General features: G+C 37.6%; 16 protein-coding genes. 3 read left to right on the top strand and 13 right to left on the bottom strand.

Features of this window, described 5'->3' with window-relative positions:
• Window positions 1–6: 6 nt before the first annotated feature.
• The 12 genes from CXF79_RS22280 to CXF79_RS22225 all read right to left on the bottom strand — a co-directional run bounded on the left by CXF79_RS22280 (window position 7) and on the right by CXF79_RS22225 (window position 12,487).
• Window positions 7–3,165, bottom strand: a complete 3,159-nt coding sequence (locus CXF79_RS22280; protein ID WP_101157970.1) for an efflux RND transporter permease subunit — start codon at window positions 3,163–3,165, stop codon at window positions 7–9.
• A complete protein-coding gene (locus CXF79_RS22275; RefSeq protein ID WP_101157968.1) occupies window positions 3,162–4,751 on the bottom strand; it encodes an efflux RND transporter periplasmic adaptor subunit in 1,590 nt (529 codons plus the stop codon). Before CXF79_RS22275 ends, CXF79_RS22280 begins: the two co-directional genes overlap by 4 nt.
• Window positions 4,751–6,241 carry a TolC family protein gene (locus CXF79_RS22270; protein WP_101157966.1) on the bottom strand — a complete coding sequence of 497 codons (1,491 nt, stop codon included), beginning with the start codon at window positions 6,239–6,241 and terminating at the stop codon, window positions 4,751–4,753. The genes CXF79_RS22275 and CXF79_RS22270 overlap by 1 nt, the downstream gene beginning before the upstream one ends.
• A 121-nt stretch (window positions 6,242–6,362) precedes the next feature.
• Entirely contained in the window at window positions 6,363–6,800 is a 438-nt protein-coding gene (locus CXF79_RS22265) for a hypothetical protein (RefSeq protein ID WP_101157964.1), read from the bottom strand.
• 455 nt (window positions 6,801–7,255) lie between these two features.
• On the bottom strand, window positions 7,256–7,492 hold the full coding sequence (locus CXF79_RS22260; protein ID WP_101158307.1) for a hypothetical protein: 237 nt from the start codon (window positions 7,490–7,492) through the stop codon (window positions 7,256–7,258).
• Between the two features lie 148 nt (window positions 7,493–7,640).
• Window positions 7,641–7,847 carry a hypothetical protein gene (locus CXF79_RS22255; RefSeq protein ID WP_101157962.1) on the bottom strand — a complete coding sequence of 69 codons (207 nt, stop codon included), beginning with the start codon at window positions 7,845–7,847 and terminating at the stop codon, window positions 7,641–7,643.
• A gap of 277 nt (window positions 7,848–8,124) precedes the next feature.
• A complete protein-coding gene (locus CXF79_RS23775; RefSeq protein ID WP_232769287.1) occupies window positions 8,125–8,379 on the bottom strand; it encodes a hypothetical protein in 255 nt (84 codons plus the stop codon).
• 119 nt (window positions 8,380–8,498) lie between these two features.
• Window positions 8,499–9,098 (bottom strand): RDD family protein, encoded by a 600-nt coding sequence (locus tag CXF79_RS22245; RefSeq protein WP_101157960.1) that lies wholly within the window; start codon window positions 9,096–9,098, stop codon window positions 8,499–8,501.
• 432 nt (window positions 9,099–9,530) lie between these two features.
• Window positions 9,531–10,196, bottom strand: coding sequence for an AbiV family abortive infection protein (locus CXF79_RS22240; RefSeq protein WP_101157957.1), 666 nt, complete (start codon window positions 10,194–10,196; stop codon window positions 9,531–9,533).
• Between the two features lie 935 nt (window positions 10,197–11,131).
• Window positions 11,132–11,662: a hypothetical protein gene (locus CXF79_RS22235; protein ID WP_101157955.1), complete on the bottom strand. Its 531-nt coding sequence runs from the start codon at window positions 11,660–11,662 to the stop codon at window positions 11,132–11,134.
• A 109-nt stretch (window positions 11,663–11,771) separates the two neighbouring features.
• Complete coding sequence (locus tag CXF79_RS22230) at window positions 11,772–12,035, bottom strand: hypothetical protein (RefSeq protein WP_101157953.1); 264 nt, start codon at window positions 12,033–12,035, stop codon at window positions 11,772–11,774.
• Window positions 12,036–12,079: 44 nt separating this feature from the next.
• Window positions 12,080–12,487, bottom strand: a complete 408-nt coding sequence (locus CXF79_RS22225; RefSeq protein WP_101157951.1) for a hypothetical protein — start codon at window positions 12,485–12,487, stop codon at window positions 12,080–12,082.
• A 427-nt stretch (window positions 12,488–12,914) separates the two neighbouring features.
• Here CXF79_RS22225 and CXF79_RS22220 point away from each other — a divergent pair, with 427 nt between their 5' ends.
• The 3 genes from CXF79_RS22220 (at window position 12,915) to CXF79_RS22210 (ending at window position 15,777) form a co-directional block, all read left to right on the top strand.
• Window positions 12,915–14,087, top strand: a complete 1,173-nt coding sequence (locus tag CXF79_RS22220) for a hypothetical protein (RefSeq protein WP_101157949.1) — start codon at window positions 12,915–12,917, stop codon at window positions 14,085–14,087.
• A gap of 103 nt (window positions 14,088–14,190) precedes the next feature.
• Window positions 14,191–14,856 carry an RNA polymerase sigma factor gene (locus CXF79_RS22215; protein ID WP_101157947.1) on the top strand — a complete coding sequence of 222 codons (666 nt, stop codon included), beginning with the start codon at window positions 14,191–14,193 and terminating at the stop codon, window positions 14,854–14,856.
• A 498-nt stretch (window positions 14,857–15,354) separates the two neighbouring features.
• Window positions 15,355–15,777 (top strand): hypothetical protein, encoded by a 423-nt coding sequence (locus tag CXF79_RS22210; protein WP_011045567.1) that lies wholly within the window; start codon window positions 15,355–15,357, stop codon window positions 15,775–15,777.
• A 50-nt stretch (window positions 15,778–15,827) separates the two neighbouring features.
• On the opposite strand, the gene ilvA is transcribed toward CXF79_RS22210, so the two are convergent.
• Window positions 15,828–17,381: a threonine ammonia-lyase, biosynthetic gene (ilvA, locus tag CXF79_RS22205; RefSeq protein ID WP_101157945.1), complete on the bottom strand. Its 1,554-nt coding sequence runs from the start codon at window positions 17,379–17,381 to the stop codon at window positions 15,828–15,830.
• Between the last annotated feature and the right edge of the window lie 6 nt (window positions 17,382–17,387).

Genomic DNA, 17,387 nt, shown 5'->3' with positions numbered 1-17,387 from the left:
TTTTTCTTAAACGACAACATCAGTCGTTGGTAAATTAGCCGAACGCCATAAATAATAGAGCGCAGGTAAAACGAGTAAGGTTAATAACATAGCGCTTGCCATACCACCTACCATAGGTGCAGCAATTCGGCTCATTACTTCTGAGCCAGTACCAGTGCCATATAATATGGGTAATAAACCAACAATAACAGTTCCTCCGGTCATCATAATGGGTCTGACTCTTAAACCTGCCCCATGAAGTACTGCCTGTAAAATATCTGCTTTTGTTGTCATTTTTCCAGCTGTGGCATTATCGGCCAATAAGGCATTATACGCTTGATTTAAGTAAACTAGCATAATAACGCCAATTTCTACTGCAACACCAGCTAGGGCAATAAAACCAACGCCTACAGCGACAGAGAAGTTGAAACCTTGTAAGTACATTAACCAAATACTGCCTACCATAGCGAGCGGTAACGTACCTAAAATCATGGCAACTTCAATGACATTTCGAAAGTTTAAATACAGTAATACAATGATAATTGCCAACGTTAGTGGCACCACATACGTCAGCTTAGCTTTCGCCCTCTGCATGTATTCATACTGACCTGCCCACGTAATAGAATAACCTGTAGGAAGTTTTAATTCCCTATCCAGTACTGTTTGTGCATGAGTCACGTAACTGCCAACATCAACGCCTTTGGTATCAGCCAAGTCAATGAAAGCCCAACCGGTTAATCGAGCATTCTCTGATTTTATGCCCGGCGGTCCATCTTCAATAAATACATGGGCAACATCGCCTAACGAGATTCGCTGACCATTGGGCGTAACTATAGGTAGTTGAGAAAGCTGCTCTGGTGAGTCTCGGTAATCTTGGGGATAACGTAAGCTAACCGGATAACGCTCTAAACCTTCTACGGTATTGGTAACATTCATACCACCAATTGCAGTGGCAACTACTTGCTGAATATCACTAATATTTAAACCATAACGAGCCGCTTTACCACGTTGAATATCAACTTTGATATAGCGACCGCCAGCAACACGCTCAGAATATACTGAAGCGGTACCAGGTACTTTGGCCAAAATACTTTCAAGCTGTTGACCAATTTCTTGAATCGTTTCAAGTTTTGGTCCCGATATTTTAATACCAACAGGTGTTTTTATGCCTGTAGCTAACATATCTATACGGGTTTTTATTGGCATAACCCAAGCATTAGTGACGCCGGGTAGTTTTACTAACGCATCAAGTTCCTTTTTTAAACTAGCGATAGTCATGCCTTCGCGCCATTCACTTTTAGGCTTAAATTGAATAAAGGTTTCTATCATAGTTAACGGTGCCGGATCTGTTGCTGTTTCTGCACGTCCCATTTTACCAAACACGGTTTTTACTTCAGGTACCGTTTTAATCAGCTTGTCGGTTTGTTGCAGTAACTGTCTTGCTTGTCCGATAGATATACCAGGATAAGTGGTTGGCATATACATCAAGTCACCTTCATCAAGCGGAGGAATGAATTCACTGCCTATTTTATCTAACGGATATAAACCAATGATAAACACAACCACAGCGGCAGATAGGGTGGTTTTTGGAAAGCGTAATACTGCTTTGAGTGCAGGTAGGTATAATGCCGTTAAGAATTTATTTACCGGATTTTTATGTTCAGCGAGTACTTTACCGCGAATAAAGTACCCCATTAATACTGGTACCAAGGTAATCGCTAACGCAGCAGCGGCTGCCATTGCATAGGTTTTGGTGTAAGCAAGCGGCGAAAACATTCGACCTTCTTGTGCTTCAAGGGTAAACACTGGCACAAAACTGACTGTGATAATGAGTAAGCTGAAGAATAATGCCGGGCCCACTTCACTGGCGGAATCAACGACAACCTGCCAACGTTTTTCGTTTGATAAGGGTTTATCTTGGGGTTCACGCTCCATATGTTTGTGCATGTTTTCAATCATTACAATTGCACCATCAACCATAGCGCCAATGGCAATAGCGATACCGCCAAGAGACATGATGTTGGCATTCAAACCTTGCGCATGCATCACGATAAAGGCCGTTAAAATACCGACAGGAATGCTAATAATCACCACTAAAGAAGAGCGGAGATGAAAGAGAAAAATAACACACACTAAAGCGACAACACCAAACTCCTCTAACAGTTTCATCGCTAAGTTACTTACAGCACGCTCAATTAATGCCGATCTATCATAAACGGGAACAATTTCGACCCCTTCAGGTAAGCCTTTTTTCAACTGTTCTAGTTTAACTTTTACGCCGTTAATGACCTGCTGAGCATTTTCGCCAAAGCGCATCACCACAATACCGCCGACGGTTTCACCTTCACCATTTAGCTCGGCAATGCCACGGCGCATTTGTGGCCCCGTGCCTATTTGGGCAACATCTTTAAGTAATAGTGGTGTGCCGTTTTCATTGACACCTAAGGGAATATTTTCAAGGTCTTCAACGCCTTTTAGATAACCCGTTGCTCTTACCATGTATTCAGCTTCGGCCATTTCTACCACAGAAGCGCCAATCTCTTGGTTACCTTGTTTGATGGCTGTTTGAATAAGAGAAAGTGGAATACCAAAAGCACGTAGCTTGTCTGGATCAACTTGTACTTGGTATTGCTTAACCATGCCGCCAAGTGCAGTAACTTCTGAAACACCTTTTACCGTTTGCAGTTCATATTTTAAAAACCAATCTTGTAAGCTACGTAATTGACTTAAGTCATGTTGGCCGGTTTTGTCGATCAACGAATAGAGGTATACCCAACCAACACCTGTCGCATCAGGGCCTAATTGCGGTTTTGCATCACTCGGTAAATTAGGAGATACCTGACTTAAATATTCTAATACACGAGAACGCGCCCAATAAAGATCGGTATCTTCTTCAAAAATAATGTACACATAAGAATCACCAAAAAAAGAGAAACCACGAACAGTTACTGCACCAGGTACTGACAACATGGCGGTGGTAAGTGGGTAAGTTACCTGATCTTCAACAACTTGCGGTGCTTGTCCGGGATAACTCGTTTTGATAATAACTTGCACATCTGATAAATCAGGTAATGCATCAATAGGCGTATTTTTTACTGCATATAAACCTGCGCCCACTAAAATCATAGTGGCCAAGATGACGAAGAAACGATTACCTACTGACCAACGAATAATGGCAGCAATCATTGTTTCTCTCCCTGAGCCATATCATGTGAAGAGCTGCCTGACATGCCTTTTTTCATCGCCATAGCGCTAACAATAATGAATTCACCCTCTCTAATTTCGAAGGTAAACATTAAATAAGCATCAACAGTAAATAGTGCCATATCCACGGATTCACTCACAATGAAATCAACACTAGCGGGCTCTCGGTTCCATTTTTCAATCGCTTCACGATCGATAGTAACCATGCGGTGATCGGTCATCACGGAAGTGACGGTGCCATTTACCATTGCCGAAGACACGTCATTATTACTTTCGTCCATAAAATCATCAGATTGAAACTCTTCAATATGCATACGTTTAAAGTCTGACGTTTTGCTAGACTCTGAGTCGAGTAAAAACTGAGCGGAACTAACTACTTTCTCTCCTTCAGAAAGACCCGAAATAATTTCGATATTATCACGATCAAAACGACCAATTTTCACCGCGACCGACTTAAAGTAACCATCGCCTAGTGCCAAAACAACTCTGTCTTGGTTACCCGTGCGAATAACGGCTTCTTTTGGTACTTGCAAAGCGGGTTCGTTGTCATTGATCGCTATTGAAATTTGCGCGAACATATTAGGTCTTAAATCACCGCTCTGGTTATTAAAATGCAACCTAACAATACCGGTTCTTGTTTTTGGATTTAACATAGGGTGTACGTGTTCAACTTTACCGAGCCATTGTTTCGAGGGTAAATAATCTAAACGCATGCTAGCACTATCGCCCATGACTACTTTAAAAACATCGCGCTCGAAAACTTCTGCTTTTACCCATACCTGAGTTAAATCGACTATAGATAACATCATGGTTTCTGGTTTTACGTAGAAACCTTGTCTGACAAATAAGCTCTCCACTACACCATTTTGTGGTGCGTAAAAAGTAACGTTTAACTGTACTTTTTTATCCTTTTTTAAGGCGTTAATAGCTTTACGAGGGATTTGTAAGGCGATAAGACGATTTTCAGCAGCTGAAATTAAACGCTTATTTTTTCTATCCAATGCGAGCAGTAATTCTTCTTGAGCATTAACCAATTCAGGTGAATATATGTCATAAAGCGGTTGCCCCTTGGTTACAGGATCACCAATAGCGTTGATGTAGAGCTTCTCAACCCAGCCGGAAATACGTGGGTGAATATGCACTAATTTGTCTTCATCATAAGTGACATAACCTACGGTTTCTATTGTGGTCTTGAGTGGGCGATAAGTCGCCGTTGTAGTACGCACACCTAAGTTATTTATAACACTCGGCGATATTTTTATAGTGCCAGCGCCTTCATCAATCGTATTATTTTGACTACCGTAATAAGGGATAAGATCCATACCCATAGGGGATTGACCAGGTTGATCACGTCTAAAATTTGCATCCATTGGCGCTACCCAATACAAAGGTTTATTTTCTTCGGTATCGCTATCGTTAATGTCTGTTTTTGAGGGTAAAAAAGTTGTTACAACTAAGGTGATTATTACCCCGAAAACTAAGCCTAAAATTATGCCTGTTAACGTAATGTGTCTAACTTTCACTACTGGGCGTTCTACTGAGTCATTGTTGTTTTTATTGATAGTCATTATTTTTCCTCACGCTGAGCAAAAGTTTGCTGCGGATTTTTCGATGTATTGTTCGTAGCCAAACTACCGACAAAAAGGTAATTCAGTTCTAAAATTATTTTTTGCTGTTCAACCGCAATTTTTAGTTGTTCTATTTCAGCATTAAGTACGGCGATGCGTGATCGTACGACTTCTGAAAAATCACCATCATCATTGGTATATGCCGTTAATGAGGCTTCTGCTTGATCGTGAATTTGTGGCAACAGTCTGGTTTGGTAAAGTGTTTTACGATTGTTCAAACGTGATAAACGCCCTTGTGCACTAGAGAAAGCACCCAGTAACTGACGCAGTAATAATATTTTTTCTGTTTTTACTGCTTCTGTTGCTGAAACTGCTGATTTTACTGTCATATCTTGACGATTATCAGTAAACAGTGGCAGATCAAAAGTCACCCCAACAGAGAATAAATCTGCTCTATTGTTACCTGAGGGATCATCATCACGATAGCCATAACTTGCGTTAATACCCCACTCAGGTTGGTAGGCTTGTTCTGCTAAATTTATGCCTGTTTTTGTCGCTAGTATCTTTTTATCTAGTGCAATAACGGCAGGGTGTTTAACGAATTGTTCGGTGAGCACCTCAACAGATAACCAAGGGTGATTGTTCAAACGAGTACTGCTAAGGCCATTCCTGTCGGCATTTGAACGAGCAGAGCCCGAGTGATTTAAATCTTCATGTAGTAAATCTAACTGGGGTAATTGCTTAGCTAATTTCATATTCTGTAGCTGACCCACCTCAGCAATATTTACTTGCATAGGATCATTAAGAAATGCCGTCGATAGCCATTGTGATAACCTGCCTAGGTAAGAATTTTGTTGCTGTGCGAGCCTATCGAGTCGATCATCTAGCTGTGTTAACTCAAGTTGGGCACGAACAATATCTTGTTGGCGTGTTTTACCTAACGTTGAAGAATAACTGGCTTGAGCTACATCCGCTAATTGCTCGAACAAGGAGCGATTTTGTTCTATCAGGGCACTACTTTGTTGAACGTAATAAGCATCCAGCCATAAACTGCCAACGGTAACAGCAACTTTGGCTTTTCTGTCGTTCCGTTGAAACGGATAAGCCTCACTTTGAATACGCAATTGCTGATTCTTTATTGTCAGGCTATCACCTCGAGGAAACATCTGGGTAATCCCCACTTTTAGCTGTGTCATACCCTCTTGAGAAAAATCAAAACCATCGGTAGGCAGGTTTGCAAATGCGACCGACATTTTAGGATCTGGCAAACTTGAAGCTGCATTGCTCATGGCCTCAACGGCTTGTTGCTGGTGTTTATTGCCCGTGAGCCAAGGGTCGTTTTTTTGCGCGGTTGTTACTGTGCTATTAAATGACCAAACCTTTTTATTATCAGCAGCCTGAAGAGTAGGGCTAATAGCACATAACACACTTAATGTGATGATGCTGGCAACAGTTGCGCGAGCTTGAACGGGAAAAGAAAATAAAAACATGACTCCCTCCTGAGGGAATACTTTACGGTAATGACGAGACGATTTTTTGCATCAGTGATACTTTGTGAGTTATCAACTATAAAAATTTATACAGCAAAATGTAGACGCAATGAGACTGTGATTAGCTCAGAATTGGTGGTCTATAAAGGGAGGTAAGAGTTTGACTTGTGGTGATAGTATTGAGTGAATTTATTTTACTAGGTGTTGCGAATACCGGGGTGTAATTGATAATTATTGAAAATGCCGAGACTGTTGAGCAGGCACCTGATAAGCAGTCACATTCTTGTTCACAGCATTCTTGTGTCGACATAGTGGAACAAACTGTGTTCGTCATTGCTTCTTCATCGCAATCAGACATAGCACTCATATCATGAGCAGTGTTGTTCATCTTTTCACTTTGATGATTCGAGCTTTTTATCGAGGTCATTTCAGTCATCGACTGCATATTTAATTGCATAGCTGTCATGCTATAAAACATAGTCATTGATGCCATAGATTGACCAATAAAGATCAAACAAAGCAAAAAAACCATTACTGTTTTATTGATAAAAGTAGGCACAAGCAGCACTTAGATTATGAGTTAGGTACTATTAGCTAGATATTAAATACTTAATAACTAGGCGATAAGAATTAGTTTAATTCTAGCACCATTGAAAAGAAGATAGCAATAATACCAGACCTATTAAATATATTTCCAATGTCGAGCAGTGTTAATGAGCTTAAAACACGAACCATTGGTGAAGCCTTGTCCGAAATGACGATTGGCGCCACAGCATGTGAAAACTTAATAAATTAATTATGTTTTGTGACGGCCGCTGACCTTTGAGTTTTGCTCCAGTATGATCACTAATGCCACATTCGAGACATTAGCTTTTAAAGACAATCAATACTTCGGATTAGGTTTTGTATCGATAACGCCGTAATAAGCGGAAAATTACTGTTGGCTAAAATGTTTGAGGCACGAAAAGAGCCAACTGTAAATTTCCCGTTTGATTGCCTTGTTATGTGCTTAACCTATAAATTGGTACTTCGAGCTAATATATCAGCAACTATCATAATAGCTAAGCCGGCCAACTGTATAAAGAATGTTTTTTTTGCTTTACCCCAATGCTTTATTAGGAATAATAAGCTTACAGGCGAAACGAGTAAACAAAGCAACCCCCATACAATACTTTGTTTGAACGCAGTGATAAGAAACCCAATACCTCCAATTAGTAATACACCAAGTCCAACAAACACTAGTATATTCATTTCAACATCCATTTATACCAACTCCAATTTTGTAACTCTATATGTACAGCATTATTTAAAACAAGTTTGTCCACTAAAACGGGGGAACTTCATTTTCCGTTTAATTGCCTTGTTATATGCAAAACACCAGATGAATTTATGTATCTTCTTATTCGGTAGATAGCAACTCAGTTAATACTTTTTGAAAAACATATACTGCTAGACTAAATGAAAATATAAAAGTCATTAAAGGGGAGATACCATGTTCAAATAAGAAGGAAAATAATAGATCTAATAGTGAAATACCTATCATCCCAAATATAAATAGCTTAGTTGAATGCTTTTGTACTATAGCTTTGATTTTCTGCTCAGTCATATCGTAAAACTCCATTTTATGAAAGCATAAAACGCCCTAATAATGGGCAAAAAATTGTTGGCTAAAATAAGCGACGAAGGAGCAAAAACCAACTGTTTTTTGTCCTTGTTAATGCGCTTGTTAGCTGCTGATTATATAATACCTTGCTCTGTACACCATTCTCGTAATGCATCTTCAGTGTGCTTTGCATCAAATTTATACCACTCTTCAATTTTACCAGCGCTCTCTAGTAAAGATTTAAACCTTGCATAGGCACCTTTACGATTGAACGTACTTTTTAATATTCTGTCGGTAAGTATTCTAGAGTAAAATCGAAAGCGAGATTATTGCCAAGATTCAATTCATTTTTATGAGGAATGGTCAAATATTTTTCATCATTAATATCGTCTGGTAGTTCCTCTTCATTGTCACCAAATTCAGAATAAAAATACGTTCTTCCTGACTCTTTACAAATATACCCCTCATGATCGAACGGAGAACCAAAATTAACTAACTCAAATAGCTCTAAAACATCGTTAAATTTAATATTCATGCCGACCTCTGATTGATTTCACTAAGCAGCTAACGCCTCACTAAGAGGCAAAAAATTGTTGGCTAAAATAAGCGACGAAGGAGCAAAAGCCAACTTTTTTTGTCCTTTTAAGTGACTTGTTATGTGCCTGTGTAGCTGACTTTTGTTTTAGCCAAGTAGTCATGTAAGCAACGTCTTTGCTTACCAAAAATAAACAGTGGATTTACAATGCCTGATATAAACTGTCCAAAAGATGGTATTAAACCGATCAATTGCATTGGTAACATCCGTTTAAAATAAATAGTAGCTAAACTTGCTTTTGTACCATCTAAGTTTTCAATACGAATAGACATATAATTTTTGCCAATTGTTTGTCCGTAGTAATATAAAAGATAGCCGTGTAATACCATCGTAACGAAAACACCATATATAAACAAAATCCCCAGCAGAGATAAAGATGGTTCTTTGAATGAATCAAAGCCTACATAAAATATAACTGGCACTAGTGATATGATTCCGATAACACCATCTATAATTGCTGCCATTAACCTATCAGGTTTTGTAGCTTTTTCTCCGATATCTTTGGTTGTATCAATTTCTTCAGGAAATTCAGCTTCTTTTTGACGAATCAAGCCATCTATTTCTTTTGCTCTTTCAGGATAAACATCTCGATCTATTGATTCTGCGGAAGAATAAAGATCATTTAGAGAATATGATGAAAAATCTATTTTTGAATCCATGCTTACGACTACTCCTTGTCACATAACCGCTTATTATGGAGACTTCTCAGTAATGTCCGTCCCATAAATTTAATTTTATGTGCATTAATATCCCATATTTTCAGTGTCTTATAAACTAAAGATATTTTATTTTTGTTAGGTTTTGGATATTACTGAGACTTCTCAGTAATATCCAACATAGAATTAAAGGCTATTTCAAACAATATCAATTAGTTAGGGTTTAGAAAGATTGATTTGGGTTTATTACTGAGACTTCTCAGTAATATGACACAGTCAATCCATTAGAAAATATATCGCAAATATTTTGAAGCTAACTTCCGCTCTGCGCACTATCGAGACATGATCACTTTTGCCACATTCGAGACATTAAACATTTAAACTGTAAGGTTGATTCGGATTAGATTTTGTATCGATACACATAATACAAGCTGACTACCCAATAAAGTCTTTAAAAGTAGATTTACCTTCACTAATAAGATTTTCTTTGAGCATTTCATCAAACCAGTTATTTATGGCCTCTTTCATTAAATCCATAGGTCCTTTCCATACTGGCTTCATATGCTTTATCCAAAGTTCTACTTCCTTAGTGGTATAAACCATATCTTTAGACTGCATTTTTGCTATTTTAAGTATATTTTGCGTAAATTCTTTTTCTATTACCTCACTAGGGACTGACCAATGAGCCTTTCCAAGACAATCAGTATAAAAACCTACTTGTTTAAGATCATCTAAAAGTCGTGTGTGTTCTGCTTTTTCATCAACTAAAGATTTGAACTCTTCAAGCTTATTTTTCCCACTTAAGACCATAGATGGGAATATCCACATTTTATTTTTTTTGGTATGCGAGCGATAATCCTTCCAAGCATCTTTTACATCTTTACCGTTTCTAGCTAATGCAAGTTCACGTAAAACACTTACTTTTCCCGACTCCTCGATAGATAAAATAGATAAGGACATAGCAGAAGGAAAGCGGTTTAAATTGAATAGTATTTCAGCATCCTCACTTAACCGTCGAGCATTTTTACACGCAGCATTCATACCTGCTGCAATTTGTGCTGGTTTTAACGAATTCTTCCATTGACCTAATCCTTTAGACATGAATTTCTCTCTAAAAAGGGTTATAAAAATTAATAATAAAGGACAAAATTTCGAAAAAACTTCAAGGTTAATCCTTTATATATTTTAACAAGATTCAAACATTATCAGTCTTTACTATCAAAACCAATGAGAAATAAAACGTAATAATATTTTAAAGTAAAAACAAATGATTCATTCCATCTACATTAGAAAATATAGGGCAAATAATTTGTGGCTAAGTTCTCCTTAGCGCACTATCGAGACATGATCACTTTTGCCACATTCGAGACATTAGCTATTACAACTATTGGGCAGTTTGGATTAGTTTTTGTATCGATAACGCCCTGTTATTTGTCCCGCTTGAACAGCTTGTTATAACCGTATTTGAATATATCTATACCAACTAATAGAAGGCCAGAAAGAAACAAGACAATACTTAAAATTATTAAAAAGCCTTCGTAGAATCGATTCGAATTTGCATGTATGGATAAAACTAAATTATCTATGGTGCCTTTGCTATTCACTTTATCTATAAGTAATTGATAGTTATCTTTATTATCTATATTAAAATATCCAATGATAACCTTTTTACCATACCATCCAGAATTTATAGCCTCATTAGTACTTGAGCGACTAGATGTTAATTTTAATCTCTCAGTTTCACCTAATTCGTTGTTTAATAAAATACTGATACTATCTATACCGTCATTTCTTGTTTTCCCGTCAAACTCAGCAACAATATAGAATTCATTTTCTAATGGCGATAGTTCGAGTTGAACCCCATATTTGTCATTTTCTTTTTGAAAATAGCCAATATTGTTTGTTTCTATTTCATCTAGTAAAGATACAGGAAATCCGAAAGTAAATAATATTACCCCTACAATTATGAACCCAGCTCCCCAAACGCCGATTTTTGATAAATTAATTTGAGGTTACTCCAAGGTTTGAACGCCTTGTTAGGTGTATGTTTGCCAAATTAGAGAGCACATTATAAAAGTTGAAAACGTTGCATAAATAAAAATACCAAACCAAAAACCACCTGGCGAATCACTACGTTTTACCGTGATTGATTTAACTTCTATTTCTCCCCTTTTTATTGCGTGAATACAATAAATAAGTAAAAAGGGACATAAAAATAAAAACACTATGGTTGCTATAAAATTACCGTATCCTTCGGTTTGTGGAGTAAACACAAATGCCAATAGTGTAAAGATACCACCTACAATAAAAATAGTTTTCAATAATCTGGAAGTATCCAACTTTAATTCAGATATTAATTTGACTATAACTCCATCACCTCTTTTAAGCGTTTGAGCCTTTGGCTGTTGCCTAAAGCTAACTTTAGAGGGGATACCTTTTTTTCTATTATCTATTTCTTGCAGTAATACTTGGTACCTCTCAGGGTATTTAACTTGATCAATATGCTGTAAACAATCTAATAGTTCCTCAAGACTATATTCAGAATAAATTGGTTCAGAAGTCAACACTGAGTACACCTAACGCCCTGTTAAGAGGCAAAATTTAGTTGGCTAAAATGTTGAGGGACGAAAACAGCCAACTGAATTTTGTCCTGTTTTAACAGCTTGTTATATGCCATTACCACCAAATTCTAGCATGAATTGCTAAAGCAAATAAAACATAACCTATACACGATAAAACCCAAAATAACTTTGGAGAATTTAATGCTTTGATACTTATTAAGGCTGACAAAGCGATTAAGACTAAACCAATAAATAAACTAGGATTTGGAAAAGTATCATAACCGTGACCTACTTCAACAGATGGTATTGGAGGAAGAGTAAACATTAGTGCAATAAACACCAAGATAACGATTAATAGTTGATAAAGAGCAGACTTCACAAATCATCCTTGAAGGCATATAACGCCCCATTAAGAGCCAACTGTTATTTGTCCTGCTTGAATGGCTTGTTATAAGCCTGTTTGTACAATGCTTTGACTTTTAAAGCGGGTTTAGACTTATATAAAAGATAAGTAGATATAAACATACTTGGAACAAACAAAAATAAAATAGCACCAGCAAAAGCATTTTTAGCTTCTGGTGAAATGGCCGCAACACACAAAGAGCCACTTACTAAAAGAGTTGAAATAATAATTCTTTTTAAAAATCCTCGAACACTTTTGAAAATACTATAACTTTGATAGAAAAAGAAAATACCAATTAAAGCAGCAACTGTAAAAACAAAAAGCTTCTCGAAGTTATGATGAAGAAACAAATAGACAGCTATTCCCGGATACATAAATAGTATTGAGAGAGTAAAAGTTAATTTGTAATCTAGAAATTTAGAATGCACCGAAATCCTTTAAGGCTTATAACAGCTTATTATGGAGATTTCTCAGTAATGTCCGTCCCATAACTTTAATTTAATTCGTATTAATATCCCATATTTTCAGTACCTTATAAACTAAAAATATTTTATTTTTGTTAGGTCTTGGATATTACTGAGAAGTCTCAGTAATATCCAACATAAAATTAAAGGCTATTTCAAATAATATCAATCAGTTAGGATTTTAGAAAGGTTGATTTGGATTTATTACTGAGACTTCTCAGTAATATGACAGAGTCAATTCATTAGAAAATATATCGCAAATATTTTGAAGCTAACTTCCGCTTAGCGCACAGAGCAGCCTTTATTTTCTAACAATTTGTTCAATATTTTTGTTACTTTTTCTTAACTCATACATCTATTAATTACACTTATTAGAAAATATGAGAGCAACATGAAATATACAAGCAAGATAATTACGCTCATACCCCTGATATTATTAGGGCTGTCAGGATGTAATGATTCATCTAAAGAAGAATCAATGTTAGACCCTAAACTTGTTTCACAAGGCAAAGAGATATTCCGCTTTGATACCTTTGGCGATGAGCAACTATGGACAGATACGTTGCAATTACACAATGTAGTTGCTGGTGCAGTCGATCCGGTAACTGCTTTATCAGTCGGCCTTAAAGTTGATTCTGAGGTATTACCTGAAGGGGTATTACAAACGGTTGATCTTACCGACCCTGCCACTACTATCACCTTATTAAAACTCAATGCAGTTGTAGGTTTACAAGGTGATGTTCAAGAAATTAATGGTAAAGATACCTTAGTTAGCCTTGGGGCGACTTGTGCCTTGTGTCACTCAACAGTTGATGACTCCGTTGCTCCTGGCATTGGTAAACGATTAGATGGCTGGGCAAATAGAGATCTAAATCCTGGTGTTATTTTGTCATTGTCACCAGTTTTACAAGACCAGGCGACGCAAGACGTACTGCTATCTTGGGGGGCTGGTAAGTATGATGCGTATTGGAATCAAGATGGTTTTAATGATCCTACCGTAATACCACCAGCTTATGGCTTAAAAGACGTCGCATTAGCAACCTATACGGGAGAAGGAAGTATTTCATATTGGAATGCTTATGTTGCCGTGACACAAATGGGCGCAGCAGGTAATTTCATTGATGAAAGGTTAGGACTCAATATTATGCACGATCCTGATTTACTTACCGACAAACTACCTGCCTTAGAGGCTTATCAATTTTCCTTAGATGCCCCTAAAGCCCCTGAAGGGAGCTTTGATGGTGACGCGGCTGCGCGAGGCAAGGTGGTCTTTAATAATCAAGGCAACTGTAGTTCTTGTCATAGCGGCGATAAATTTACCGATGCTGGCACACAGCTTCATTACCCTGATGTTATTGGGACAGACCCCACATTAGCCAGCAGAAGTCTCACAGGAAAATACCGTACTACGCCATTGGCAGGCGTATGGCAGCATCCGCCATATTTTCATGATGGTAGCGCCGCAACCTTACTTGATGTAGTCGAACATTATAATAATCACTTGGCTTTAGGGTTAATGCCTTCTGAAAAAGATGATTTAGTACAATATTTACTATCATTGTAAATAGGCTCAAGCTGCATACTGCCATGTATTAAAATACCATGGCGGTAACCTTAAAAAAATGAAGTAAAAAAAGTTAACTTAAACGTGATTTACAGGCAAACACATGACCGAAATGGATTCTTTAACGACAACAGAAGACTACCAACTCATTACGCATATTTTAGCGGGCAATATTAATGCCTACGAAGTCGTAATACGTCGCTATAACCAGCTTATGTTTCGCATAGCCAAAGGCATTTTTGCTGATGACGATGAGGCGATGGATATTGTGCAAGAAGCGCACATTACCGCTTATCAAAAACTCGCTACCTTTACGGGACCAAAAGGTTTTATGACTTGGATTGCCACTATAACGCGAAATATTGCTTTGATGCGTTTAAGAAAATCTAGTCGCTTAAGCTATAAAGAGGAGGAAGAAGTGTTTAATTTAATTGAACTTGATACTGCCGCCGAGCCCATTCATGACGCTATTGCTAATCAACAAACTAAAGCTACGCTAGAACAATTAATTAACGCATTACCGATAAATTATCGTGCGATCTTTATTTTACGTGCCATTGAAAAAATGGCGATAAATGATATTGCTCAAATACTTTCACTTGAATATAACGTTGTAAAAGTGCGCTTTCATCGAGCTAAAAAAATGTTAAAAATCGAAATAGGGGAGATACTCACCGAACAGAAGCTTAGTTTGTATGAATTTGCAGGTGATCGCTGTGACAACATAACGCGCAATGTAATGGCGGTTATCAAGCAGGAAAGTCGATAAAGTTTAAAAACTAGGTTATTACCTGAAACAATGACATATGAGTGTAAATAACCTGAACTCTGGATAAGCAGCACTTGCTCAACATTCCTCTTCATCCATTTCTCAGCGTTAAAACGTCGATAAATAGCCAGCTATTCATAAACGTTTTGCCTTGATAATTGAATAAAATGAAACATTGATAAAGCTTATAACTACTTTAATTATATTACTTTTTATACATAACAATCTAAGTTGTTGATTTTACTTAAACATCAAGCACTCATTATCCAGAGTTCAGGTTAAATATACATTTTGTCTTGTTTCTACGGTCTGGTCGAAAATGTATGAACAGGTGGAATAGCACTTAAATATCTTTGTTATTTTACTTATCAGTAGTTCGTATAACCCAAGCTCAACTCATTATTTATGGCGTCCAATCAAAGTCTTGCCATTATTACCTTTGCTCAGGTAATATCTAACCAATAAAATTGGTATAACAGATTATAAATAAGGAATTTTATGCGTGGAGCAGGTGGGACATCAGGTGGTTTAGGACAGTTTTTTATTGGATTGATCATGATGTGCGGTGGTTTTTACTTACTGCTTAATGCAATTACAGTGAGCTCTAGTTTCGGTATGGGGATGCGTCTTTATGGCTTTTCTGCCATGGGGGGGAATTACAGCGTAACGAGCGGTATGGTGATGATCCCTTTTATGTTTGGCGTTGGGATTATTTTCTATAACAGTAAGAACCCTATTGGTTGGCTGTTAGCGCTAGGCTCAATTACAGGTCTTATCTTTGGTGTAATTTCCTCTATTCGTTTTAGTTTTAGAACTATGACTTCTTTTGACTTAATCGTTATTTTGGTCTTGGCTATGGGTGGATTAGGGCTATTTTTACGGTCGTTAAAGAAAATTGATGCGGCCATTCCAGCTAAGTAATACCTAATAGATAAGAGCCAATAAAGTATTACTTTATTGGCTCTTCAACATTAATTCAAAAATGTCTGATAAGCGAGGTTGTCAGTTTCTTCTTGCCATTGATAGCCAAGGTCATCGAGATGTTGGAAGAATTCGTTCTGCTGACTTTTCTCAAGATCAAAACCAGCAAGTACCTGACCAAATGCTGCGCCATGATTACGGTAATGAAATAAGGTGATATTCCAGTATTCACCCATAGCGGCTAAGAATTTCTCTAATGCCCCTGGATGTTCAGGAAACTCAAAACTAAAGAGTCGCTCATCGTTACCGTTCTTCGCTGAATGAGGCGTTTTTCCACCAATCATGTAGCGAACGTGCAATTTAGCTAATTCATTATCAGTAAAATCTCTTACTTGATAATTCGCGCTTTCTAGTCCTTGAAGTAACTCTTGACGTTCTTGCACACTGCCACCAAGACGAACACCGACAAAAATTTCAGCACTAGGTTTACCAGAATAACGATAGTTAAATTCGGTAATGGCGCGGTTACCTATGGATTGGCAAAAACGTTTAAAACTGCCTTTTTCTTCGGGAATAGTAACCGCTAATATCGCTTCTTTCTTTTCACCTAATTCACAGCGTTCTGACACGTAACGCAAGGTATGAAAGTTCATGTTTGCGCCTGAAAGTATTGCTGCTAAAGATTCACCACCTTTGCTAGTCAGACAATACTTTTGTAAGCCGGCCAAAGATAATGCACCAGCAGGCTCAGCAATAACACGTGTTTCTTCGAAGATGTCTTTGATAGATGCACAAATTTCATCGGTTGAAACCGTGATCACTTCATCACAAAACTCTTGAATCAAACCAAAAGTATTTTCACCAATACGTTTAACGGCAACGCCATCGGCAAACAAACCTACTTGAGTTAAATCAACGGGCTCTCCTGCTTCAAGTGCGGCTTTTAAACAGGCTGAATCTTCAGCTTCTACACCGATAATTCTAGTTCTTGGATTTAGCTGTTTTAAATAAACAGCCATACCCGCAAGAAGTCCACCACCGCCAACAGGTATAAACACCACATCAGCTTGGGGTAGCTGTTGTAATAATTCTTTAGCTACCGTGCCTTGGCCAATAATGACTTCAACATCATCAAAGGGATGAACAAGGGTTTTATTTTCTGCTTTGGCATATTCGATTGAAGCGGCTTGTGCTTCATTGAAACTATTGCCAACTAATCGTACTTCTCCACCAAAGCGTCTTACATTGTCCACTTTAATATCTGGGGTCGTTTTGGGCATGACGATAGTGGCATTGATGCCAAGTTTTTTAGCCGCTAGTGCTAAACCTTGTGCATGATTACCAGCAGAAGCAGCGATAACACCATGAATGCATTGCTCTTCAGTTAAACTATTGAGTTTGTTGTAAGCGCCACGTAATTTAAACGAATGTACGGGTTGCTGATCTTCACGTTTTAAATAAATGTGGTTATTTAATCGGGAGGACAATTTGTTGCAAGCCGTCAATTCAGTTTCAACCGCTAGATCATAAATAGGGGCAAGTAGAATACGACGTAGGTAATCTAATGGCTCTTGTGGGGATACTTGTTTGAGTGTTTCTGTCATGGTTTT

The organism is Colwellia sp. Bg11-28 (assembly GCF_002836245.1).
Lineage (GTDB): Bacteria > Pseudomonadota > Gammaproteobacteria > Enterobacterales > Alteromonadaceae > Colwellia > Colwellia psychrerythraea_A.
Note: the sequence above shows the minus strand (reverse complement) of the source record. Positions and strands in the feature narration are given on the sequence as shown.